The 23816-nt window shown below is 66.7% G+C and carries 16 protein-coding genes; 5 read left to right on the top strand and 11 right to left on the bottom strand.

Annotation, left to right across the window (positions count from 1 at the left end):
- The first annotated feature begins 108 nt into the window (after positions 1 to 108).
- Positions 109 to 3354 (top strand): patatin-like phospholipase family protein, encoded by a 3246-nt coding sequence (locus LK539_RS19955; RefSeq protein ID WP_227802809.1) that lies wholly within the window; start codon positions 109 to 111, stop codon positions 3352 to 3354.
- On the opposite strand, the gene LK539_RS19950 is transcribed toward LK539_RS19955, so the two are convergent.
- The 4 genes from LK539_RS19950 to LK539_RS19935 form a co-directional block, all read right to left on the bottom strand.
- The gene (locus LK539_RS19950) at positions 3351 to 5054 is read right to left on the bottom strand and encodes a response regulator (RefSeq protein WP_227802808.1); all 1704 of its coding nucleotides are present in this window, start codon (positions 5052 to 5054) and stop codon (positions 3351 to 3353) included. The two genes, LK539_RS19955 and LK539_RS19950, sit on opposite strands and share 4 nt — an antisense overlap.
- Entirely contained in the window at positions 5051 to 5740 is a 690-nt protein-coding gene (locus LK539_RS19945; RefSeq protein WP_227802807.1) for a sensor histidine kinase KdpD, read from the bottom strand. The genes LK539_RS19950 and LK539_RS19945 overlap by 4 nt, the downstream gene beginning before the upstream one ends.
- Before the next feature lie 113 nt (positions 5741 to 5853).
- Positions 5854 to 7506, bottom strand: a complete 1653-nt coding sequence (mnmC, locus tag LK539_RS19940) for an FAD-dependent 5-carboxymethylaminomethyl-2-thiouridine(34) oxidoreductase MnmC (RefSeq protein ID WP_227802806.1) — start codon at positions 7504 to 7506, stop codon at positions 5854 to 5856.
- 1 nt (position 7507) lies between these two features.
- Entirely contained in the window at positions 7508 to 8071 is a 564-nt protein-coding gene (locus LK539_RS19935; RefSeq protein ID WP_227802805.1) for a DNA-3-methyladenine glycosylase I, read from the bottom strand.
- A gap of 137 nt (positions 8072 to 8208) precedes the next feature.
- Between LK539_RS19935 and LK539_RS19930 the strand changes: the two genes are divergently transcribed.
- Genes LK539_RS19930 through LK539_RS19915 form a run of 4 tightly spaced genes read left to right on the top strand, consistent with a single transcriptional unit; the run spans position 8209 to position 12308 of the window.
- Positions 8209 to 9165, top strand: a complete 957-nt coding sequence (locus tag LK539_RS19930) for a serine/threonine-protein kinase (RefSeq protein WP_227802804.1) — start codon at positions 8209 to 8211, stop codon at positions 9163 to 9165.
- A complete protein-coding gene (locus LK539_RS19925; protein WP_227802803.1) occupies positions 9162 to 10328 on the top strand; it encodes a GAF domain-containing protein in 1167 nt (388 codons plus the stop codon). The genes LK539_RS19930 and LK539_RS19925 overlap by 4 nt, the downstream gene beginning before the upstream one ends.
- A gap of 47 nt (positions 10329 to 10375) precedes the next feature.
- Positions 10376 to 11212 carry a PP2C family serine/threonine-protein phosphatase gene (locus LK539_RS19920; RefSeq protein WP_227802802.1) on the top strand — a complete coding sequence of 279 codons (837 nt, stop codon included), beginning with the start codon at positions 10376 to 10378 and terminating at the stop codon, positions 11210 to 11212.
- Positions 11202 to 12308: an aldose epimerase family protein gene (locus LK539_RS19915; RefSeq protein WP_227802801.1), complete on the top strand. Its 1107-nt coding sequence runs from the start codon at positions 11202 to 11204 to the stop codon at positions 12306 to 12308. Before LK539_RS19920 ends, LK539_RS19915 begins: the two co-directional genes overlap by 11 nt.
- 847 nt (positions 12309 to 13155) lie before the next feature.
- Here the strand turns inward: LK539_RS19915 and tagF are convergent.
- From tagF to LK539_RS19880, 7 genes are read right to left on the bottom strand one after another with little or no spacing between them, the layout of a single operon-like run.
- Positions 13156 to 13788: a type VI secretion system-associated protein TagF gene (gene tagF / locus LK539_RS19910; protein ID WP_227802800.1), complete on the bottom strand. Its 633-nt coding sequence runs from the start codon at positions 13786 to 13788 to the stop codon at positions 13156 to 13158.
- Positions 13785 to 17315, bottom strand: a complete 3531-nt coding sequence (gene tssM, locus LK539_RS19905; protein WP_227802799.1) for a type VI secretion system membrane subunit TssM — start codon at positions 17313 to 17315, stop codon at positions 13785 to 13787. Before tssM ends, tagF begins: the two co-directional genes overlap by 4 nt.
- 19 nt (positions 17316 to 17334) lie before the next feature.
- Positions 17335 to 18651, bottom strand: a complete 1317-nt coding sequence (locus tag LK539_RS19900) for a DotU family type VI secretion system protein (protein ID WP_227802798.1) — start codon at positions 18649 to 18651, stop codon at positions 17335 to 17337.
- 18 nt (positions 18652 to 18669) lie between these two features.
- Entirely contained in the window at positions 18670 to 20001 is a 1332-nt protein-coding gene (gene tssK / locus LK539_RS19895) for a type VI secretion system baseplate subunit TssK (protein ID WP_227802797.1), read from the bottom strand.
- Positions 20002 to 20030: 29 nt separating this feature from the next.
- A complete protein-coding gene (gene tagH / locus LK539_RS19890; RefSeq protein ID WP_227802796.1) occupies positions 20031 to 21431 on the bottom strand; it encodes a type VI secretion system-associated FHA domain protein TagH in 1401 nt (466 codons plus the stop codon).
- A 13-nt stretch (positions 21432 to 21444) separates the two neighbouring features.
- The gene (locus tag LK539_RS19885; protein WP_227802795.1) at positions 21445 to 22911 is read right to left on the bottom strand and encodes a serine/threonine-protein kinase; all 1467 of its coding nucleotides are present in this window, start codon (positions 22909 to 22911) and stop codon (positions 21445 to 21447) included.
- A gap of 7 nt (positions 22912 to 22918) precedes the next feature.
- Positions 22919 to 23797 (bottom strand): DUF3365 domain-containing protein, encoded by an 879-nt coding sequence (locus LK539_RS19880; protein ID WP_227802794.1) that lies wholly within the window; start codon positions 23795 to 23797, stop codon positions 22919 to 22921.
- Positions 23798 to 23816 lie beyond the last annotated feature (19 nt).

Raw genomic sequence — 23816 nt, 5'->3', positions numbered from 1 at the left:
AAAACAGCCACAGATCATTGATGTAATCGCTAGCGCTCGCTCAACTGGCGTGCTGAACTGGCTCAACGGGGCTGCTTCCCGCCCCGCCCGTTTTCAGCAGGAATGCCCGTGTCCACTTTCGACCCTGCCAGCCTGGCGCCGGCGCACATCGCCGACCTGCGCCGCAAACTCGAGGCGGCCGGTTGCCGCCCCCCGGCGCATGCCTGCACCCTGGGGGAACTGGCCGAGGCCATCGTCGAATTCCGTCGCAGCCAGGGCATCGCCGGCCGCGGCGTGCTGGACGAGCCCACGCTGGCGCGCCTGGACAAGGTCAGCGGCGCCACCTTCCATGACGTCTTTCGCGACGAACTCGAGCTGCTGCACCCCGACCCGGATGCGCCGCCCGGCGCCAAGCTCTCGTCGCGCGCCCACAAGGCCGAGCTGGTGGGCCTGGCCCTGTCGGGCGGCGGCGTGCGCAGCGCCACTTTCGGGCTGGGGGTGCTGCAGGCGATGGCGGCGCACGGGCTGCTGCGCCACCTCGATTACCTGTCCACCGTCTCCGGCGGCGGCTTCATCGGCGGCTGGCTGTCCAAGTGCATCCACGAACAGGGCGGCGACGTGCGCGGGGTCGAGGACATGCTGGCGCAAAAGGGGGCCAATGCGAGCGGCAGCGCGGAAGCGCCGGCGATCCGCTTCCTGCGCCTGTACACCAACTACCTGTCGCCGCGCGGCGGCATGTTCAGCGCCGATACCTGGACCCTGATCGGCACCTACATCCGCAACACGGGCCTGAACCTCACCATGCTGGTGGCCTGGCTGTGCGCCCTGCTGCTGCTGCCGCGCGCCGCCGTATGGGCCGTGCACCGCATCGTCGATCCCGGCGGTCCCTGGGCCGTGTATGCCGACCTGGCCTGGATGACGGGCGTGATGCTGTTCCTGTTCGCCGTGTTCTGCATCGCCCTCTCCGTTTCCAGCAAGCCCTCCGGCTCGCGCGGGCAGCGCCGCTTCCCGCTGTCGCAGGGCGCGGTGCTGTGGTGGATCAACCTGCCGCTGCTGCTGGCCGGTTTCTTCGGCAGCCTGGGCCTGTGGCGCCACGGCGGCGAAGTGCCGTTCTGGGAACTGGGCATGCTGCCGGCCCAGCTGCAGGGCCGCGCGCACTGGCTGCTGGCGCCGGGCTTCGTCTACTTCGTGGTGTGGGCCTGCGGCTGGTACGTGGCGCACGACCGCACCAGCATCTACCGGCGCGTCGGCTACACCCTCTGCAGCGCCGCCTTCATCGCCGTGCTGGCCGTCCTGTGCGCGGCGGCGCGCGCCTTCGCGCCGGAGCTGATGCTGCACCTGATGGCGCGCGAGACCGGCGAACACGTGGTGAACGGCCTGCTGTCCCTGTCCGCGGTGCTGGTGCTGGTGGCGATCGCGCTGTGGGTAGTGCAGCGCCTGCAGCCGCGCCCGCCGTCGACGGACCTCACCCGGATCGAGCTGCTCGAAGGCGTGTCGCACCTGCTGTGCGCCCTCGGGGCCCTCACCATCGGCACCGTGCTGCTCCTGGGAGGCCTGTCGCTGCTGCCCAATCCCAGGGAGCATCCGGTGCTGAACAACGCGATTGCCCTTACCACCTTCGGCATGCCGCTGATGATGGCGCTGTTCGCCGGCACCATGACCCTGATGATCGGCCTGATCGGCCGCATGTACAGCGACGCCAGCCGCGAGTGGTGGAGCCGCCAGGGCGCCTGGGCCTGGATCTTCGCGCTGGCCTGGGTCACCATGTTCGGCGTCGCCTTCTTCCTGGCGCCGCTGCTGCACTGGGCCTGGCTGACCTACAACCCGTGGTCGCATATCACGACCGCCCTCGGCTGGCTGGCCATGACGTGGTTCGGGCTGAAGGCCGGCAGCGGCAGCCGCACCGGCGCCGCGATCCACGCGACCGACTCGCGCCTCGACCTGCTGGCGCGCCTGGCGCCCTACGTGTTCACGGCCGGCGTGTTTGCGCTCCTGAGCGCGCTGGTGCAGGCGATCGTGGCGCCGCCGCTGGTAGCCTGTCCCACGCCCATCAGCTTCACCTGCGTCTACGGCGCCCACGCCGGCGCCACCCTCGCCACCGAGGGCCGCCATCTGGCCTGGGCCTTCGCGCTCTTCCTGGGCGCCGCCCTGCTGCTCGGCTGGCGCGTGGACATCAACAAGTTTTCGCTCTACATGCTGTACCGGAACCGCTTGGTGCGCGCCTACTTCGGCGCCAGCAGCCGCGCGCGCAAGCCCCATCCCTTCACCGGCTTCGACCCCGGCGACGACCCGCTGCTGGCGGACCTGAAGCAGCAGCGTCCCTGCCACATCATCAACACCTCGCTCAACCTGGTCGGCGGCGAGGAGCTGGCCTGGCGCACCCGCAAGGCCGCCTCGTTCACCTTCACGCCGCGCTACTGCGGTTTCGAGCTGCCGCCGGGATCGACAGGCAGCACGGTCGGCAGCGCCGCCAGCCTGGACGCCGCGCGTGGCTGCTACCGCCCCACCGACAGCTACGGCTCGCGCTCCGGCGCCGGCGCCGACGACGATGCCGGGGTGCGGCTCGGGATGGCGATCGCGGTCTCGGGCGCGGCGGCCAGCCCGAACATGGGCGCGCACTCCTCGCCGCCGCTGAACTTCCTGATGACGATGTTTAACGTGCGCCTGGGGCGCTGGTGCCCGAATCCGCGCAAGCCGGCCTGGCAGCAGTCATCGCCGCCGGTCGGGCTGTTCAGCCTCCTGGCCGAGCTGTTCGGGCTGACCAATGCCGACGCCACCTACGTGTACCTGTCCGACGGCGGGCACTTCGACAACCTCGGCATCTACGAACTGGTGCGGCGCCGCTGCCGCCTGATCATCGCGGTGGACGTGGCCAGCGACGGCATGCTCTCATTCGCCGACCTGGGCAATGCGATTCGCAAGTGCGCCACCGACCTGCACGTGCGCATCGACCTCGACGTCTCGAAGATGGCCCAGCAGGGCAGCGAAGGCCTGTGCGGCGCCAGCTGCGCGGTGGGCACGGTGCGCTACAGCCAGGTCGACCAAGGCGGCGTGGACGGCACCTTCCTGTACATCAAACCAGCCATCGTCGGACGCGAGAACGCTGACCTGCTCAACTACCGCAAGGTGCATCCCGCCTATCCGCACGAAAGCTCGGTCGACCAGTGGTTCGACGAGACCCAGTTCGAGAGCTACCGGGCGCTCGGCCAGTACATCGGTGAATGCGCGCTGGGCGGCGCCACGGACGCCGCCCGCAAGCGCGACGGCGGGCTCGATGTGGGCGTGCTGTGCGCGGAACTGCGGCGCCGGCATGGAGAAGAAAACGGGCTGCAGGCGGGCACGCCATGCACCGACGTTCGAGGGGAATGCCGCTAGCCGGCCGGCGCGGCGTCCGCTTCCGCTTCCGTCTCTGCAGGTGCTTCCGGTTTCGGCGCCAGCAGCAACAACTGCTCCATCAGCTGCGCGAAGCGCTGCTGGCCCGGCTGGAGGCGGTCGACATGGGACAGCACGCCGTGCGCCTCGTCGTGCAGGGCCAGGCTGTAGCCGCGCTGCTGCATGTGCGAGATCAGGATCTGCGCCGAGTTGAACAGGATGCGCACGTTGTGCGGCAGCGCCGCGCGTGCATTGCGCATCCATTCGACCGCTTCGGCCAGCTTGTTGGTCTTCCACAGCAGCACGCCCTGGTTCATCAGGTCGATCGCTTCCTTGCGCGCGCCGCGGATCAGTTTTTCGCCCTCCTCGCCCATACGCGCCTTCTCGAAGATCGCCTGCACCTCGTCGTGCAGCAGGGTGTTGTCGTGGTTGTTGCGGATCACGTAGCACAGCAGGTCGACCGGCGCTTCCTTGACGCCGACCGCGAACAGCAGGGTCGCCATCTCGATGCAGGTGGCGACGTCCGGCCGCTCGCCCGTCGCCTGCAGCAGCGCTTCCAGTTCGTCGCCAGCCTTGCGCGCGCGGCGGTAGTCGCCGCTCTCGTGGTAGACCAGGCCTTCGGTGATCTTAGTGCGCAGTTCCAGGTCCGGGTGCTCGGCGCCGAACTCGCGCTGCGCCGTGATCAAGAGTTGCAGTGCTTCCTTCGGGTCGTTCTTCAGGCCGCACACGCGCGCCAGGCCAAGATAGGCGTCCGGCGTCTTGCGGATCGAGTACTCGCCAATCGCGATGCACTTGCGGAAGGCCTTTTCGGCCATGCCGACGTTCCCCAGCTTCAGGCAGGCCTGGCCCAGGTTGCGCTGGCGTGGCACCGAGTTCGGCGACAGCTTGGCCGCGCGCTCCAGGATGCCGAGCGCCTCTTCATGCTTGCCCATGTTCTGGTAGCTGAGGGCCAGCTGGTCGTAGGCGTCGATGTAGTAGCGGTTTTCGGCGATCACGGTCTGGAACATCTGGCGCGCCTGCTCGAATTCGCCGTCGGCCAGGCGGATCTTCGCCAGGCCCGCGCGCGCCCACTGGTATTCGCGCTGGGCCAGCACGCGCTCGTAGGTCTCGCGTGCGCGCGCCGGTTCGCCGCTTTTCTCCATCAGGCGCGCCTTCATGCGCAGCAGGTCGATCTCGTGCACCTTGTTCACCGCGATCTGCTCGTCGCACAGGCGCGCCGCGCGCAGATAGTCCTTCTCGGCATAGGCCTGGTCGATCAGGCTGAACACCTGCTTCTTGCGCCACACCCGGTTCAGGCGCGTGAGCAGCACGCCTTCGGTGATCGGTTTGACCAGGTACGCGTCCGGCTGGTGCTCGGCGGCGCCCATCACCGATTCGACGCTCTTCTCGGCCGACACCATCAGGAACACGCTCGAGGGCAGCAGCAGGTTGCGCATGCGCGCTTCTTCCAGCACCTGCTGGCCGTTCTTGCCCTCGCCCAGGTTGAAGTCGCACAGCACCACGTCGTAGCGCATCTTGTTCAGCAGGCCCATGGCCTCGCCGCCGCTGGAGGCCTGGTCGATGTTGCGCGCACCCAGGCTGCGCAGGGCTTCGCGCAGCAGCTGGCGGATGCCGACGAAGTCGTCGACCACCAGGTAGCTCTTGGACGCCCAGTCGACCTGCTCGCTGGGCTGGGGCGCCATGGCGCTCAGGACGGCGCTCATGGCAGCGTCAGGATGAAGCAGCCGCCGCCCAGGCGGCCGCCATTTTCAAGGCGCATGGCGCCGCTGCGCTCGCGGTGACGGTGCATGCGCGCGACCTCACGCGCGAAATGCAGGCCCAGGCCCGCGCTGTTGGTCAGGAAGTTCACGCCGCTCGCCATGGCGTTGCCCGCTTCCAGCAGGGCGGCCGGGAAGCCGGCGCCATTGTCCTCGACGCGGATCTCGAGCCAGCCGTCGCGCTCGCGGGCGGCCAGCAGGATACGGTCGCGCGTGTAGTGCACGGCATTGTTGACTGCATGCGAGACGACGCCGACGATCAGGTCTTCGTCGAAGTGCCACACCAGCTCGGGATCGATGTCCAGGTCGAGCGCGATCGAGCGCGACTCCAGCAGCACGCGTTCGACGGCCACCACCTGCTCGGCCAGCTGGCCGACTTCGAGCGGCTGGACGTCGAAGGGATACTCGGAGGTGCCAACGCGCTTGTACAGCGCCAGCAGCTGCATCAGGTTGTCGTTCAGGCGGCGCGTCTGGTACAGCATCTGCGCCATCTGCGGATACGCCTTCTCCGTTTCCGGCGAGGCGTCGTCGAGCAGGCGCTCGAGCGTGCCGGACAGGACGCTGATCGAATTCTTCATGTCGTGCGCAGTCGACGCAAGGAACATGGACAGGGGCGAATGTGGGTCTTCCATCGGGTTGGCCAGGCGTTGGCCGCTAAAAGTTACCGTGCGTCAATTATACCGCCGGCAATTTGACACTTTCTGGCGGAAAGTCACTTATTGCGCCGTAACAACACCACTCCGGCTTATTCGGCGGATTGCGGCCCTCGCGGACTGCGGCGCGCCCGCAGCACGAAGCGCGCCGGGTCGAGCGCATCGACCAGCGCCATCTCCAGAGGCAAAGGCTCGCCTTCCAGCTGGGCCGCCAGCAGTTCGGCCGCCAGCGGCGCCCAGATCAAGCCACGCGATGCATAACCCAGCAGCGCATGCAGGCCCGGATGGCGCGGCACATCGCGCAGGCGCTCGGTGGCGCCGGCGGCGGCAAAATCCGGCAGGTGGCCGACCAGCGGCAGGCGGTCCGGCGCCACGCAGCGGAAACCTACGCGTCCCGCCAGCGGCGCCCCCTCGGCGGCAGCAGGGTCGGACACCAGGCCGCGCAGGCGCTCGATGTTTTCCAGGTGGCTGGAAGCGCGCAGCTGCGGATCGCCGTCCAGATCGTAAGTGGCGCCGGCGCAGGTGATGCCACCCGCGGCGGGCGTCAGGTAGGCTTCGCGGCACAGCACCAGCGGCAGCGCCGGCACGCTGTCGCTCGCCAGATGGGTCACCTGCCCGCGCAGCGCACTCAGGGGCAGCTCGCGCGACTGCGCCAGGCTGCGTGCGCCGGCGCCGTTGGCCAGCACCACGGTCGGCGCCCTTGCCACCACCTGGCCATCCTCGCCGCGCACCAGCCACTCCTCGCGTTCGCGTTCGAGGGTGATGCTACCGACGCCGAAGCGGCGCACCAGGCGCCCGCCGCAGGCGTCCAGCATCACCTGGCACACACTGCCGGGCCGCGCCCAGCCGCCCTGCGGAAACAGCCAGCCGCCGCTAGGGGCGGGCAGCCCGAGCAGGGCTTCGGCCTCAGGGCGTTCCAGCCAGCGCGCGAACTCCGGCGGGTAGTGCGCCTCCTGCGCGATGCTGCGCGAGACCTCGGCATGCCTGGCGTCGCGCGCCAGCTGCAGCACGCCGCAGGCCTGGCCCTCGATCGCCGCGCCGATGCCGCCCAGCTGGCGCCAGGCGCGCAGCGCGTACAGGTAGGCCGCCCGGGTCAGGCGGGTCGGGATGTTGTCGTCGCGCGAGAGCAGCGGCATGAAGATGCCGGCCAGGTTGCCCGAGGCTTCCATCGCCGGCTCGGGATGACGCTCGACCAGCGTCACCTGCCAGCCACGCGCGCACAGGCTGGCGCAGGCGGCGGCGCCGGCCAGGCCCGCACCGACCACGATGGCGCGGCGCTCGGGCACGGGCGGCACCGGCAAGCGCGGTTTGCGGCTGGCGAAGACCGCTTGATTGGTCTCGCCATTGAAGACGAAACCCTGGGCCTGCAGGGCAGCGCGCTGTTCGGCATCCAGATCCTCGGCTTCCAGCTGCGCGCCGGCGGCCGCGATGCGCGCCAGCGAACGGGCAAAGCCGGCGCCCTGCACGCCATCGAGGCGAACGTAATCGGGCTGGGCGCTCAGCTGCGCCAGTGCCGTCTCCAGCGGCCCTGCGAGCAGAGTCAAGGTCAGGCGCGGGTCAATCTGCGGAACGCGGTGAAAACCCGGCAGCAGATCGTTCGCCAGCGCCACGATGTGCAGTCGCGCCGGCTGCTGCGGATCCGTACGCCAGGCCTCCTGCAACGCGCGCGCGCGGGTGCCGTCGCCGTAGGAGGTGTCGAAGACCGTGTAGCGATCGCGGCCGCGCCAGTGTGCGCGTACGTCCATGTCAGTGCCCTGCGTAGCAGAAGCAGGCCTTGTCGTGATCGTTCACCACGCCGATCCCCTGCAAGTAGGCGTAAATGATGGTCGAGCCGACGAACTTGAAGCCGCGCTTCGCCAGGTCTTTCGAGATGCGGTCGGATAGCTCGGTCTTGGCGGGGCGCACTCCGTCCGGCCAGTTGTTGACGATCGGCTTGCCGTCGACCCAGCCCCACAGGTAGGCATCCAGCGTGAGGCCCTGCTCGCGCATCGCCAGGTAAGCTTTCGCGTTGGTGATCGCGGCCGCCACCTTCAGGCGGTTGCGCACGATGCCGGGATTGGCCAGCAGTTCAGCCACCTTCGCATCGTCGTAGCGGGCGATTTTTTCCGCATCCCAGCCGTCGAAGGCCACGCGGTAGTTGTCGCGCTTGTTCAGGATGGTTTCCCACGACAGGCCGGCCTGGGCGCCTTCGAGGTTGAGCATCTCGAACAGCGTGGTCTCGTCGTGGCAGGGCACGCCCCACTCGTGGTCGTGGTAGGCGATGTAGCGGGGGTTGGCCATGTTGGCCCAGCTGCAGCGGGTCTGGTTCATGGCGCCAGTATAAACCGCGCCGCGCCTTGGCAAAAATGTGTCATTTCGCACGATTTTTTGGCCTGCCGCGGCGTCAAGCGGGGATGATTGATTTACACTCGCGTTATCTCCATTGCAAGCTTCTCGTCCTTCAGTCCATGAACGAACCGACCCAGTTTGGCAGATACCAGGTAGTGCGGGTACTCGGGCGCGGCGCCATGGGACTGGTGTATGAAGGACGCGACCCGCGCCTGGACCGGCAAGTGGCGATCAAGGTGATCTCCACTGCGGCGCTGGCCGACAGCGAACTGCGTGCCTCCTACTCGGCGCGCTTCATCCAGGAGGCGCAAGCAGTCGCGCGCCTGAACCACCCGCACATCGTCACGCTCTACGACTTCGGCGAAGAGAACGGCGTCGCCTACATGGTGATGGAACTGGTGCGCGGCGAAGAGCTGGCCGCCTACTTCGACATGACCCAGGACTTCCACCTCGATTTCACGCTCGAGGATGCGGTGCGCATGATGTGCGAGCTCCTGGCGGCCCTCGGCTACGCCCACCAGCACGGCGTGATCCACCGCGACGTCAAGCCGGCGAACGTGATGCTGAGCCACGACCTGCGCGTGAAGCTGACCGATTTCGGCGTGGCGCGCATGGCCGCCGTCAACGTCGACCAGACCGATGCCGGTATGGTCGGCACGCCCAGCTTCATGTCGCCCGAGCAGATCACCGGCCAGCATGTCGGCCCGCAGTCCGACCTGTTCGCGGCCGGGATCATCCTGTACCAGTTCCTCACCAGCGAGCGTCCGTTCCGCGGCAGCGGCGTGTTCGCCGTCCAGCAGAAGATCCTGTACGACCAGCCGGTGCCGCCCAGCGTGCTCAATCCGCTCCTGAGCCCCGCTTTCGACCGCATCGTCATGCGTGCCCTGGCCAAGCGGCCGGAAGACCGCTACCCTACTGCCTTTGCCTTCCGCGACGACCTGCAGCGTGCACTGAACGGCGACAGCCTCGCGCAGGCGGCGCCGCCGCCGCCGGCACCGGTGTGGAACCTGGCCTCTGCTGCCGCGCTGGACGGCGACCCCGACGCCACGGTGCTGGCGCCGCGCGTGGCCTCATGAGCGCCCAGGCCTGGGAAACGGATCCCGGCAGGCGCAGCGCGTTCTTCCGCCAGCTGCAGCAGCTGACGACCCAGATCCACGCTACCGCCCACATCGACGAGATCATGCTCGACGTCTCGGGCGGCATCTGCAGCCTGTTCGGCGCCGACCGCCTGAGCATCTACGTGGTCGGCGAGGACAAGGCCAGTCTGGTCTCGAAGGTCAAGACCGGCCTGTCTTCCTTCCGCCAGCTGCGCCTGCCGATCAACGCGCTGAGCGTGGCCGGCTACGCCGCCCTGTCGCGCCGCACCCTGAACCTGCACGACGTCTATGACGAGGACGAACTGCACCGTTACGCGCCCGACCTGCGCTTCCAGCGCGGCGTCGACCGCCGCACCGGCTACCGCACGCGCGAGATGCTGGTGATCCCGATCCTCCATGAGGGCCAGGTCATCGGCGTTTTCCAGCTGATTAACAACCTGCTCGGCGGCGCCTTCTCCGCCACCGTGGTCGAAGGCGCAAGCTCGCTGTGCGAAACGCTGGCGGTGGCCTTTGCCCAGCGCAGCCAGGAAGAAGTGCGCGAGCGCGGCGGCTTCGCCGGCGCCATCCGCGACACGGTGCTGCCGCGCGGCCAGGTCGAACAGGCGCTGCAGCATGCGCGCGCCAGCGGCCAGGACATCGAAGACGTCCTGATCGACGACTTCCGCCTCAAGCTCCCGGTAGTCGGACGGGCGCTGGCCGACCACTTTGCCGTGCCCTACCTGAGCCACCATCCGGAGCGGCGCGTGCCCACGGAGCTGATCGGCCTGATGGACCGCGCGCTCGCAGAGCGCCAGCAATGGCTGCCGGTGGCGCGCAACGACAACGGCGTCTACGTTGCCTGCGTCGATCCCGAGCAGGCCAGGACCGGCGGCAGCGTCGCCGCCATGTTCCCGGATGCACGGCCAGTGTACTGCGTGACCACCCGGCGCGACTTTGGCGCCATGCTCGACCACTACTTCGGGCCGCCCGTCGATGCAGCAAAGCTGGGGGCAGCGCAGCAGTCGCAATTGGTGGACGCCGTCGCCGCCCTGGTCGCCGGCAGCCACCAACAGGGCCTGTCCGACCTGCGCATCGAGACCGCACCGGGCGAGCGCCCCGGCGAAATCCGCTTCACCGTCAGCGGCGTCATGCGACTACCTTGAGTCAGGATGACGTCATTCACTTTGGCATACAACGACAAGACCAGCCGATGAGTACCTGGACCCAGCTCACCCCGAGCATCTACCACCGCCTCGCCTTCGGCTCGGCCTACGGACTCACCGACGTCGGCCTGGTGCGCCAGTCGAACGAGGACAACTTCCTGATCGATCCCGAGCTGCGCATCGTCGCGGTGGCCGACGGCATGGGCGGCCACGACGGCGGAGAGGTTGCGGCCCACCTGGCCCTCGACTCGCTGCGCGTTTCGCTGCGCAGCGCCGATCCCTTCCGCTGCGCCCTCCCCGCCCACGGCACGATGCTCGACCCGGACGCCACCTGGCAGGACGAGCACATGTGCGCCGTGCTGGCCGTGCACCAGGCGGTCGATCATGCCAACGACGAAGTCTATGGCGCCAACCTCCGCAACGGCCACGGCGAAGGCGCCGGCATGGGCACCACCCTGAGCGGCTTCTGGCAGTGGATGCCGGACGGCCCGCTCGCCATTTTCCACGTGGGCGACAGCCGCATCTACCGCTACCGCGCCGGCGAGCTCGCCATCCTGACCCGCGACCAGACCTTGTACCAACAGGCCCTGGAAGCCGGCGTGTGCGACGACCTGCCACCGCGCAACCTGCTGCTGCAGGCGATCGGGCCGACGGCGGCTGTGGCGCCCGACGTCAAGGTCTGCGAGGTGAAACGCGGGGATCTCTACCTGCTGTGCAGTGACGGGCTGTATGGGAATACGCCGCATGGCGCGATCGCGGCGGTCCTGGAGCGGGCGTCGGCGCAGTCGCTGGATGCCTGCTGCGAGGAGCTGGTGGCACTGGCCAAGACGCACGGGAGCCGGGATAACATCACGGCGGTGTTAGCATTGGCGGATGGGTATTAAAACGAAAACAGCGTGTGCGCTTCTCCTTGCCACCACATTGGCGGCTTGCGCGACTCCTCCGACAGCAGTGTCGAGCTGCAGCGTTCAATCCCGTCCCTTCGGCACGCTGTCTTCCGGCGAAGCCGTTACCGCCTACACCGTCCGCAATGAGCGTATCGAAGCCACGATCCTGGACTATGGCGGAATCATCCACGCCATCAAGGTGCCTGATCGCGAAGGCAAGGTCCGGAATGTCGTTCGCAACCTCGAAAAGCTGTCCGACTATGAGAGCAATGCGACCTTCTCGAAGATCATTGGGCGGTTTGCGGGAAGGATCAACAATGGTGGATTCACGCTCGACGGAAAGCGTTACGACCTTGTTACGCGGCCGGATGGCCTGACGGTTCATGGAGGACCAGGGGGATTCGGCAGCCGTCTGTGGACCTCGTCCGCCGCTGAATGTGGCGTGGACCTGTCCCTGACCAGCCCCGATGGGGAGAATGGCTTTCCCGGGAATCTGCAGGTGAAAGCCGAGTTCCGCATCGTGGACTCGGACCTGCGCATCGACTACACCGCGACGACGGACAAGCCGACGGTCATCAACCTCACCCATCACGCGTTCTTCAATCTCTCCGACGCGCGGGACGTTTATGGGCACGTCCTGCAGGTGAATGCGGACAAGTGGCTGCCGACGGACACCAAGCGTGTGCCGACCGGACAGATCGCTCCTGTTGCCGGCGCCATGGACCTGCGCACCGGCCGCAACCTGGGCTCAATCGCCAACTCCAGTGAAGAGGTCATCAAGACGAACAACGGACTGGATCACACGTTTGTCCTGAATGGAAAGTATGCAGCGACCCTGACCGATCCCGCCTCTGGCCGCGTCCTGGAAGTGTTGACATCGGAGCCTGGACTCGTCGTCTTTTCCGCGAACGGCTGGAACGGCAGCATGCGTGACGGTGAAGGACGTCCCTTGCAAAAAGGTGGCGGATTGGCGCTCGAAACGCAGCACTTTCCCAACAGTCCGAACGTCCCTGCATTTCCCACGACTGTCATTAGGCCGCAATGGCCACTGTACAGCGCAACAACATTTAGATTTTTAACTGACAGACGTTGATACGTCGCGTGAGTCAGGAGCAGAACGGAACGTCTATTTGGGAAATTAAGCTAGCGAACGATCACGCCTGTTATGCCAAATCGCTAACCTTGATGTTGTTGCAAGTCTAACCTGTCATCATATTTTATAAGCAAGATCTCCCGAGGCGCCTCGAGCATGTCCTGAAATACGCTTAGGTAGTCGTCCTTTTGTATAACTTTACCTGCTCGACACTCGCATATTTCCTTCACAATCTCATCAATTTTGAGAACCGGTGAGAGTGAAAGCAATTCAGTATCCGTCCATGGCTTTGCCCTCGCCCGCAATTTCGACAAAGAATATGCATCAGCATGCCAAATACAGCATGATGTGTGATCTGGGAAAACCGTTGGTTGCGAACCGAAAGGGTGCTCCAAGTAGAACATTTCCCAAACTGCAAACAAACCTAAAGACGACTGCCTAGTTAACTGTGAATCAAAATGAGAAATCTTACTTGATACCTGTATCGAGTCCCAACTATTAGCGTTAGTACTCAACCTTGGCCATTTAGCCTCGAAAATCCCAACTTTAAATTCGCGATTATTCGCAAAAATTATGCAGCCGTCCGCTCCAAACCTTCTTTCAACAGCAGGCTTTAATACGAATGATTGAGCGTGCAGCGCAGAAAATCCATACCCGTTAATTTGCCGGCGTATCATTCCTGTAAAATTCGACGTGTAGTCATTCTCATTTGCTATGTAGCCGTCCCTCAGCTCGGCTCTGATTTGACGGTCAGCCCAATACACGGCTTTACATACACGTCTTATTACGTGTGAAGGAAAAAGCATGTTAACTCGAGATTCCTAAAATTTTCTGATCGGCTACTTTATCAAGAATCTGAGTCGAGCGGTGAGCAACTTTCGTCGATCATTGTGACAAAAGCGTGAGTATTTGGCATTCCACGACATACCAGCATAGAGGCCTGTACAAATGGACCACCATCGGTCCACCACAAACTGTGACTGTCTAGTGCAAAAGATGCGAGTGCAGCGGCCATCTCTTCGTCTGAAGGGATGCGCCGTGCCGCACCTTTTGAAGCCATTGCAGGGTGAGCAAGCATAGGAATGGGAGCGTCATCAAACCGTGCAACCGTGAATGTAGGTCCGAGCGATTCCCGCGCTAACTCATCAATTGTGTCGTACCAAGCCACGTGATCATAAAACCAGCTCATCAGGCCAGGACAGCCAACTGCGCCAACCATTAAAGGAAAATAGCGGCCCACGCGATCAACACTTGGCATCATCACGCCGCCGATTCCTTCATATCCGAGCACGCCAGGTGAGATTGCAAAACGCCATAAGGGGCCGTTGAGATACCGCTCCAACCACGTAGAACCCAGCTTTGCCTGACTCTCGTACATACACTCCTGCAGCCACGCATCCCAAGCCTGCACCAGATCCTGCGGCAAGCGCCGGCTGACAAAATCCCCATGCGTGCTGACTTTGCCGAAGTAGCCCGTCACAGCTTGTCCACGCAACGGAACTGTTCCAGCACGGCGCGGCGGAACGGGTTGACGACGCTGTTCGCAGTCAGCTCCAGCCCGGCCTTGCGGCCGTCGACGTCGAAGCTTACCTTGTAGCGCTCGCCCTGCGGCGTCGGCTCTACGCTCGCCTTGTCGAGCATGCGGAACCAGGCCCATGGTCCCTCGGTCTGCAGGCTGGAGCGCGCACTGGCCGGGCTCACGTCCAGCTTCACCTGGCCACTGCCCTTCCCGCTCGGCAGCTGGAACGAAGCCGGCGCCAGCGCATTCGGCGCAGCGGTCAACACCTGCCCATCGATATCGAGCACCAGCTTGGCGATGTTCGGGTCGAGCGACACCGGCTTCAGGTCGAAGCGCATCGAGGCCTGGCGCCCGCCGTTGGCGAAGAAGGCGTCGCGGATGCGGGCGGCGCGCTGGAACTCGTCGAGCGTTCCCTGCGGGATGCCGAGCGAGCCGTCGTTGGCGGTAGCGCGCCAGCTCCAGCGGGCGCCGCCCATGTCGACGTACTGCGCCAAATTCTTCTGGAAGAAGTCGTCGATCAGGCCGCCCGGGGCGAACATGCGGCCGAAGTCGTCGGCGGTAACGTCCTGGTTTGAAGCGCGGACCACCGGGTAGCGCCCGGCCACGGCCTGGCGGCAGAACTGGGCGGGACCCGCGGTCCACAAGGTATTCAGGCGTTCGCGCTCGCTGCCCGAGGTCAGGCCGGCGCCGCCGCTGTCGATCGACTTCAGCATGCCACTCAGCGGCGCAGGAGCGCCGTCGGCCTCCAGCTTGACCTTGGCCAGCGCGTCGCCCGGCGGTGGCGGCGTGCCGGTGCGCTTGGCGCTGGCGGCGCTATCCATGTAGATGGCGACGTCCTTCAGCATCGCCAGCTTCTGGTCCAGCGGCGGCGGCGTGCCGGTGGTCATGCGGTGCAGGTCCTCGAAGTGGGCGTCGACCGGATTGACTTCCTTGCCCCCGGCGGCGCTCGCGTCAGGGGCGCTGCCCATCGCACTTTCCAGCTTCTTCCTGTAGGCGCTCAGCTTACCCATGACCTTGGCCGCGGCCGATGGGAGCTTGGGCGCCTGGGTCGTGCCAAGCGTCGTCTCCTTGCCGGCCGCAACCAGGAATTTACGCAGCGGCGAATCGGCGCCGGCGAGCAGGTTCGTGATGCGGGCGCCCTGTTCCAGGTTGTCGAAGGAGCGCACGGTGACGTCATTGAGAAGCGCGTCCCACTGGGCGATGTACTCGTCGTAGTAGAGCTGCATGACCGCGGCGCGCACCTGGTCTTCGTTGCCGGCCTGGGACGCTTCCTGCTGCGCCAGCACCCAGCGCTCCTTCTCGACGTCGGCCACCGCTTCGTCGCTGGCCTCGAGGAATTTCGCGTAGCCGGCCACCGAGAACATGCCGTGCACGCCACGCGTGATCGGTTCGCCGCTCTTGCGCACGAAGACCGTGGCGGCTTCGCGTCCGCCTGCGCTGGCGGGGCTGAACTCGGGCAGCTTCTCGCGCATCAGCTGGCGCTTGATGCGGTTGTAGACGCGCTGCTGCAGCGGCATGCGCGCCAGCGCCAGGCGGGTGTCGGCGATCAGCGACTGGTCGAGCTCGGGCATCGCCTGCCCGTGCCTGAAGTTTTCCATCAGCGCCAGCTCGTGCTCGGCCAGGGACACCCGCTGTTCCTCGCTGGCCCCCTTCAAGTTGCGCTCGTCGTCGAGCGCGGCCCAGGCGGCGATCGATTCGGCGTCGAAGTGCCTGGGGTCGCCCAGCATCAGGTACACGCGCAGCACCTCGTACAGGTACTCGGCGTTGTTGGCGTCGCTGCGGCGCAGCTGGGCTTCCATGCGCTGCTGCAGGCGCGGCAGCAGCGTGTCCTGCAGCAGCTTGCGGTAGGCGATGCGGGCGGCTTCGCCGAGCTTGTCGCCCTGGTACAGGCCGAAGCGACTCAAGAGCGGCACGCTCTTGTCGCGGTCTTCGTAGCCGCCCGGCAGGGTGCGCGCCGCATCGAGCACCGGCAGCAGCTCGATCGGCGATGCCTGCGGAGGGAGTGCCGCCACCTGTCTCGCGATCGCGGCGGAACGTTCCGCCATGTCGGCCACGTAGGCCTGGTTGCGCAGGTAGCTGGTGACCATGCCGCCCGTGGCAAGCACGAACAGCACCGAGATCCCGGCCACCGCGCCCCATTGCAGCAGGCGGCGGCGCTGTTCCAGCTTGTGGTTCACGCCGGCCAGCTCGGCCTCCGGGAAGATCACCTCCTGCAGCAGCCGGGTGATGAAGTAGCTGCGTCCAGTGGCGCCGTTGGCGGGCACCGCCTGGCGGTCCAGGCCGAAGGAGGCGGCCATCGCGCTCATCACGCGGTCGAGCGGGCTGCCCTCCTGGGTGCCGCTGCTGAAATAGACGCCGCGCAGCAGGGCCTGGGCTTCGTACCGGCTGGATGCGAACACGTCGTTCAGGAAGCGGCCCAGCACCTCGCCCAGGCCCGCGAACTGCTGCGGGAAGCTGTAGACCAGAGCACGCTTGTACGGATCGCGTTCCTGCTGCATGCGCGCCAGGACGCGCTCCTGCAGGCGCTGTTCCAGCAGGCGGAACTCCTCGGCGAAAGCGGCCAGGGCCGCGTCCGTGCCCTCTTCCTTGGCCAGCGCGAAGGTCGTGCCCCAGACCTGGGCACGCTCCTCGCGCCCCAGGCTGTCGAAGTACTCGACGAAGCCGGCCAGCAGGTCGCACTTCGTCACCAGCACATACACCGGGAAGCGTACGCCCAGCTGTTCGTGCAGTTCCTTGATGCGTTCGCGGACCGCGGCGGCGGTCGATGCGCGCCAGATATCGTCGCCCTGCAGCAGGTCGGATACCGACAGCGTGACGATCACGCCATTGATGGGACGGCGCCGGCGGTGCTTGCGCAGCAGTTGCAGGAAGCCGGTCCACGCGGCCTTGTCCGCCTCGGAATGGCTGTCCTGGGTCGTGTAGCGGCCGGCGGTATCCAGCAGCACGGCTTCGTCGGTAAACCACCAGTCGCAGTTGCGGGTGCCGCCGACGCCCTTGACGCCGCCCTTGCCGAGGGTGTCCGCCAGCGGGAACTTCAGGCCCGAATGGGTCAGCGCCGTGGTCTTGCCGGAGCCGGGTGCGCCGATGAACATGTACCAGGGCAGCTGGTACAGGCCGCCCCTGCTGCCGTCCTTGCCCTTGCTCTTGCGCAGGATGGCGATCGCTTCCTGCATGCGTTTGTTCAGCTGGGCCACCTCGAGCGCGCCCTCTTCCGGCACGGGCGCCGCGGCAGGGGCGTCTTCGCCCGCCATGCTCTTCATGAGCCGGCGGTTGGCCAGGTGGGTCTGCAGCTTGCGCCAGCCAAACCAGCCGGCCCAGGCCAGGAACAGTGCGGCGATGAAGGTCCAGCGCAGGCTCTCCGAAGCGAAGGGCGCGCTGCCGTCGAAGGACAGCAGCGGCGCTTCGAACCAGATGACGAGCGACAGCAGCAGCACGCCCAGGAAGGCCAGGACCGGGGGTTTGACCAGCCACTTGAAGAACTTTTTCATTGCGGTTACCGTCAGTTTTTCATGGCGCCGTCGCCGGCGTCAGGAGGGTGATCTCGACGCGGCGGTTTCTGGCGCGGTTGGCGGGACTGTCGTTGCTCGCCAGCGGTTCGGTGTCGCCCCTCCCCTCGACGCTGTAGCGATCCTCCGGACCGGCGCGCTCAGCCAGCAGGTCGCGTACCGATTGCGCACGGGCCTTGGACAGCTCATAGTTCGATGGGAAGTGCGCGGAGATGCCCGGCCGTGTGTTGTCGGTATGGCCCACGACGACCACCTTGCCCGGCACCGCCTTCAAGGCTTCGCCGATGCGCGCCAGCAGCGTCAGGTAGGCGCCGGAGACCTCGCCGCTGCCGGGGCTGAACACGCCGTCGCCGCGCAGGGTCACGACCGAGCGGTCGGCGGTTTCGACCACCGTCACCAGCTTCTGCTCCACTTCCCGCGCCAGGAAGCCGGCGATGCGCGCTGGTCCCGGCTTCGGCGGCGGCGAAGCTTGAGGAATGGGCGCCTGCGCCGTCTTGAGCGACAACAGGCTGGCGAAAACCGGGTCGGAGGCGTTGCTGAGGCGGTAGCCGAAGAGCATGTGCAGCAGCACCAGCAGGCCGGCGGCGACGGCCGCAAGAATCCACACCGGCACCATGCGCCACAGCGGCTCGCCCTTGCCGCTGGCGCCCTTCCAGTGCACCGACAGTTCCGGCTCCACGGGGGCACGCTGCTGGGCGATCAGCTGCTGCAGGCGCTCGCGCAGCTGTTCGAGCTGCGAGCGGCCGTTGTCGATCACGCGGTAGCGCCCTTCCAGGCCGAGCGCGAGGCACAGGTACATCAGTTCCAGAGCCGGCAGGTTGTTCTTGGGGTCTTGCGACAGCTTCTGCAGGATCAGGAAGAACTTCTCGCCGCCGAAGGCTTCGTTGTGGAAGGCCACCAGCAGGCTGCGGCTGGCCCAGACCCCGCCGCCGCCCCAGGGCGTGGACGAGATGGTCTCGTCCAGCAGCGTGCACAGCGCGTAGCGCGCGGCGGCGATCTGGTCGTGCTGGACCTGGACCGCCCTGGCCTGGGCCTCGAAGGCCTTGATGGCCTGCACCAGCTGCATGCGCAGGCTCTCGACGTCCGGGTGCGAGGCCATGCTGCGCAGCGGCGTCACCAGGTCGAGCAGCGGATTGGCGGCGCGCACCAGGGGATTGAGGCCCTCGCCGTGCAGCGTGGCTGGACCAAGAGCCCCAGCGCGCGGCGGCGCCGCTGTCGGCGCGGGGCTGGCGGACGGCGTGCGGCGCCCGCCCGGCGCCGGCATCAGCATGGTGCGGTCGGGGTCCTGCATCGGATTGATCGGTTGTTCGGCGCTCACGGTCGGTCCTTCATGGCCTTATTTGCGGATCGCCCAGAATTCCATCTGCAGGCCTGGGTACTCGTTCGGGATGTGCATCGCGAAGCCGACGGAATTGTTCAGCATCTTCCAGTTCTCGCCCGTCTTGTCGAGTTCAAAATAGGTGTAGCCCGCGTGGAATGGCAGCTGGCGCGGCGCCACCGGCAATGCGCGCAGGGCCACGCCCGGCAGCTGCAGGTTGACCAGGTCGCGGATCTTCTCGATCGAGCCGATCTTGACCATGGCCGGGAAACCGCTGCGCACCGCTTCGGGCGGCATGTGCGCGTTCACCGCCAGGACAAAGGTTGCGGAGCGCAGCAGCTCCGGATCGGGCAGCACCGCCACCCGGATGCCGAACTGGCGCTCTTCCAGCGTGAGGGCCAGGGCGCGCGTGTCGACCACCATAGACAGCGCGGCGCGCACGTCTTCGATCAGCGGCGCGAAGCTCTCGCTCAGGCGCTCGTGGCGATACACCGGATACGGCGTGGCGCGCTTGTCGGGGCGGCTGAAGGTCGCCAGTTCGCCGGCCAGCTGAGCCAGTTCGCCATACAGGCGTTCCGGATGGATGCCGGTGGCGCCGGCCAGGTGGGCGAACAGCGGCGTGCTGCGGTTGAGCAGCTGCAGCATCAGGAAGTCCACGATCTCGGCGGCGCCGGCCACGCCGGGCTGGCTCAGGCGCCCGGCCAGGGCCTGGGCGCGCTGGTTCAGGAGGCCCACCAGTTCATCGGCGAAGCTAGATAAGCGCGGCGCGGCGCGAAAGTCCATGCATGGCGGGCAGTAGGCCGGATCCAGCACCACCCGGTTGTCCGGACGGCGCTCGACAACGCGTCCGATGCCCAGCGTGGCGTAGGCATTGGCCGCGTCCTTCTCCAGGGTCACACGCAGGCGCAAGCTGCCGACCTGCATCAGCGCGCTGTTATCCAGGCCGTTGCTGTCCATCGCTTCGTAGTCCACCGGGCGATGGCGCGCGAAGTTGTCCGGCCCGGTGTCGCCATCGGTCTCGACGATGCCCTGGCGGCGCAGCGGCAGCGCCAGCACGACCAGCGCATCGCGCGCATCCTCGGGGAAGTCGAGCGGCGCCGGCAGCGCATCGTCCTGCGGCAGGTTGAAGGTGGTGCCGTCGGGGAGCACGCCGGAACACGCCAGCAGGGCCAGCTTGCCCTGGGCCAGCAGCTGCTCGTCGATCGCCAGCCGGGTAAAGCCCCAGGCATAAGGACGCAGGCCGACGACGCGGTTCTCGATGGTGTTGTGCAGGTAGCGGTCGTGCTGCTGCAGGTGCTGCGGCTGCAGCAGCATGCCTTCCGACCAGATGACTTTGCTATTCCAGGACATAAGCTTCCATAGTGGTTTGGTATCCATTGTCAGCGCCGCGCCTGGCGCAGCAGCTGGACCTGTTCTTCGTAGGCCACGGCGAAGGCTTCGCCGAACAGGCGGTGGAAATCGCTGTCGGCTTCGCGTGCCATCTCGGTGTACAGCTCGACCATCCGGTCCCACATCTTGGCCTTGCGGTTCGACGACAGCATCTTGTCCATCACGCTCGGCACATCCAGGCGCGCCTCGATGGCGGCCGGGTCGAAGCGCTTCAGGACACCCGCCAGCGCAGCGCGCATGCCGGCCATGATCGCCAGCTCGTGCGCCTTCAGGTCGTCGAACGCGTTGGCAAAGGCGCGCGGCGCCGGCATATAGCCCGGCATGCTGCCGTTCACCATCTGCGTCAGCGCACTGTCGGCGTCGGGGAAGAATTTCAGGGGATTGTTCGCCTGGGAGGAGATCATCGTCATGTCCAGGCGGCTTTCGCGCTTGGTCATCGCGCGTCCCATCAGCACGCCCATGGTGCCGGCGGTCGCTTCGCGCAGCATGCTGCCTGCCAGCTCGGCGATCTCCTCGGCACTGCGGCGCGTGTTCAGCTCTTCCAGGCCCAGGCCGCGCATCAGGGCGGCGATCACGGGGTCGTCGGCTGCGTTGCTGCTCCGTGGCGGTGCGGGCGGCGCAATGGCGGTCGCCTCGACCGGCGCCGGTGTCGGTGGAGGCGGCGGCATGGTCGGCGCAGGTGTCGGCGCAGGAGTCGCCTGCACGCGCGGCGGCAGGAAGTCCGCCAGCGGGTCGTAGTCGTCCGGGATCGCCATCGGCCCGGTAGCTGCTGCAGGCGGTGGCGGTGGTGCCACGGGCGCCGACGGCAGTGCGGCCGCCGGGAACGGCGCCAGCTCGGGCGGCACGTGGTCGCTCTCGGCGCCGCGCCAGGCCGGCTCGATCGGCGCCGGCGTGGGCGCGCTGCCGAACAGGTTCAGGCCGAGCGGATCGAAGCTGGGATTCAAGGGATCGCCGCCGACGTCGAGGATGCCGGCGCCGGCCAGCGAATCGTCCGGATTGGCCGGCAGCGCGGGGGCGCTTGGCGCCGCCGCGGTGATGTCCTGCAGCGGCGACGGCGGCAGGGTCGGCACGGCCTCGGTGACCACGCTTGCCACCAGCTGGTAGTCGCCGATGGTGATGCGGTCGCCGTCGGCCAGCGCCACGTGGCGACCCGGCCCGACCGGGCGCTCGTTCACCAGGCTCGGATTGCTGCCGACGTCGACCAGGCAATAGGCGCCGTCGCGGAACTCGATGCGCGCATGCACGCGCGAGATGTACTTGCCCGGATCGTCCAGCACCAGCTCATTGCCGGCCGAACGCCCGAGCGCGCCGCCGAGACGGTCGAAGCGCCGGAACAGCGGCTGGCTGGGTGCGGCATCGCGGTAAGTGTGGACACTCAGCGTAAGAGACATGGGACCTCTGTATTCATGCCCCCGCGACCTCGCGCAGGAAGCGCGCACGGTCCTGCGGATCGGGGAGGTTATCGGCCAGCAGGCGGTAGAACTCGTCCGCATTGCCGGTCATCTTGGAGGCGCGCTTGGCCAGGATCCTGGCGATCGGTCCGACGTAGACCGCCAGCTTCTGCTGGGCCGCTTCCATCAGCTCGGGACTGAGCTGCAGCAGGGTCGGCATGCCGGTCATCTGGGTCAGCTGGGTCGCACTGAGCTGGCTGCCGCTGCGCGCGCCCATCGTCGACAGGGTCGACAGGCCGTGCTTCTTCTTGATCTCCCTGACCGCTTCCTGGAACTGCGCCCGCCCCGCGTCCGAGCCGATGTGCGGCAGCAGGCGCGCGCACAAATCGTCCAGGTCGAGCGCTTCGCGCGCCGTGTTCTTCAGCACCAGCTTGGCCACCGGCCCGATCTGGGTCGACAGCGCCACCTGCAGGTCCGGCGCCAGAGCCAAGAGCCATTCCGGGGCGCTGGCCGTCAGGTTCGAGCCGTGCGTCGACGCCTGGGCCGGCGCCGCACCATGCTGCGACGGGCTGGCCGCGCGTACCGGCTCGGCCGGGCGTGGCGGCGGCTGGAAGGCCAGCACGGTGCGCTCGTTGTCTTCCTCGGTGGGCGGCAGGCCACCGTTGTGCTGGAGCTGAGCGTCAGTCAAGGCCTGCAGGAAGGCCTGCGCGGTCGGATAGCGATCGTCCATGCGCTTGGCCATGGCCTTGAGCAGCACCGCATCGAAGGCCGGGTGCAGGCCGGGTTTGCGCACGCTCGGCGGGACCGGGTCTTCGTGCAGGATCTGGTGCATGACGGCGGAGGCCGCACCGGTAAAGGGGCGGCTGCCGGTCAGCATCTGGTATAGCACGATCCCGACCGCGAACAGGTCGGAGCGGCCATCCACCAGCTCGCCCTTGAACTGTTCCGGCGACATGTAGCTGGGCGTGCCGATCACGGCCCCAACCTGGGTCAGGGTCGAGGATTCGATCTTGGCGATGCCGAAGTCGGTGATCTTGACCTGGGCGTCGGCGGTAACCAGCACATTGGCCGGCTTGATGTCACGGTGGACCACGCCGCGCGCGTGCGCGTAGTCGAGCGCGCGCAGCAGCTGCGAAATGCAGTTCACGCTGGCGGTCGGGTCCATCGCCGTCTCTTTCGCCAGAAAGGCGCTGAGCGGTGTGCCGTCCACGTACTCCATCGCGATGTAGGTCGCATCGTCGACTTCGCCGAAATCGTACACGGCGACGATGTTCGGATGCACCAGGCGGCCTGAGGCCTGGGCTTCGTTCTTGAAGCGCGCCACCAGTTCGCTTTCCTGCAGGCCGTCGAGCAGCTCGCGGCGGATCGTCTTGAGCGCGACCGTGCGCGCGATGTTGGCGTCGTAGGCCTTGTAGACCACGCCCATGGCGCCGCTCCCGAGCACCCCGTCGATGCGGTATTTCCCGATTCGTTCGATCATCAAGCTTTTACTCTTCCAGCATCTTCAATGCGCTCGCCAGGCTGGTGCGCATGCGGTTGAACGACCGTCCCAGGCCGCTGATCTCGTCATTACCCTTGACTTCGAATTCCTGGGCCTCGAACTTGCCCATGCTGACTTCATCGGCCACCGCGGCGAGGTGCTTGATGCGGCGCGTGACGAACAGGTGCACCATCACGTTCAGGGCCACGAACACCACCAGGAACACGCCGAACAGCGACGCCATGAAGGTCTTGAAGATCTGGTCGGCGCGCGCCAGGGGCACGGTCATCGGCACCGAGATCACCTGGGCGCCGACGATCTCGTTCAGCTTCCAGCCGAAGCCGTTGTTCGGGCCGTAAATGTCGACCATGGTCTTGGGGGCCGCCGCCGCGGTGGTGTGGCAGCCCAGGCAGACCGGATCCTTGATCTGCAGCGGCCGTGCGATGTACAGGCTGCGGCCGGTGGCGGTGTCGCGCTCGCCCACGAATTCCTTCATGTCGGCCGTGCTGCGCAGCTTGTTGACCACGTCGACTTCCCAGTCCGAGGCCTTGTCGCGCGGGTTGGTCGGGTTCAGCGTCGCCTCCTTGTACGAGAAGTCCGGGTAGGACTTGAGGATGGCGTTCAGGCTCTCCACCGCCGAATAGGAGGGCACCGACTGCGGGTGGAACTCGAACTTCATCTGGTTGCGCAGCAGCGGCGCGATCTGGGTGGCGGTGTAGCCGCGCACGCTCTTGGCCGCTTCCAGCAGCAGGCGCGCATTCTGCAGCGTCTCTTCCCTGGCGCTCTGCTTGAGCAGGCGGTCCGCCACCACGCCGGCGGCGAGGAAGCCGACGGCGAAAATGGACACGAACACCAGGTTGAACTTGGCGGCGATCGAAAGCTTCATGACATGTCTCCTGAAATCC

The sequence above is a fragment of the Massilia sp. IC2-476 genome, from assembly GCF_020707295.1.
Taxonomy (GTDB): Bacteria; Pseudomonadota; Gammaproteobacteria; order Burkholderiales; family Burkholderiaceae_D; genus Telluria.
The sequence above is the reverse complement of the archived record's forward strand: the minus strand, read 5'-3'. Positions and strand labels throughout refer to the sequence as shown.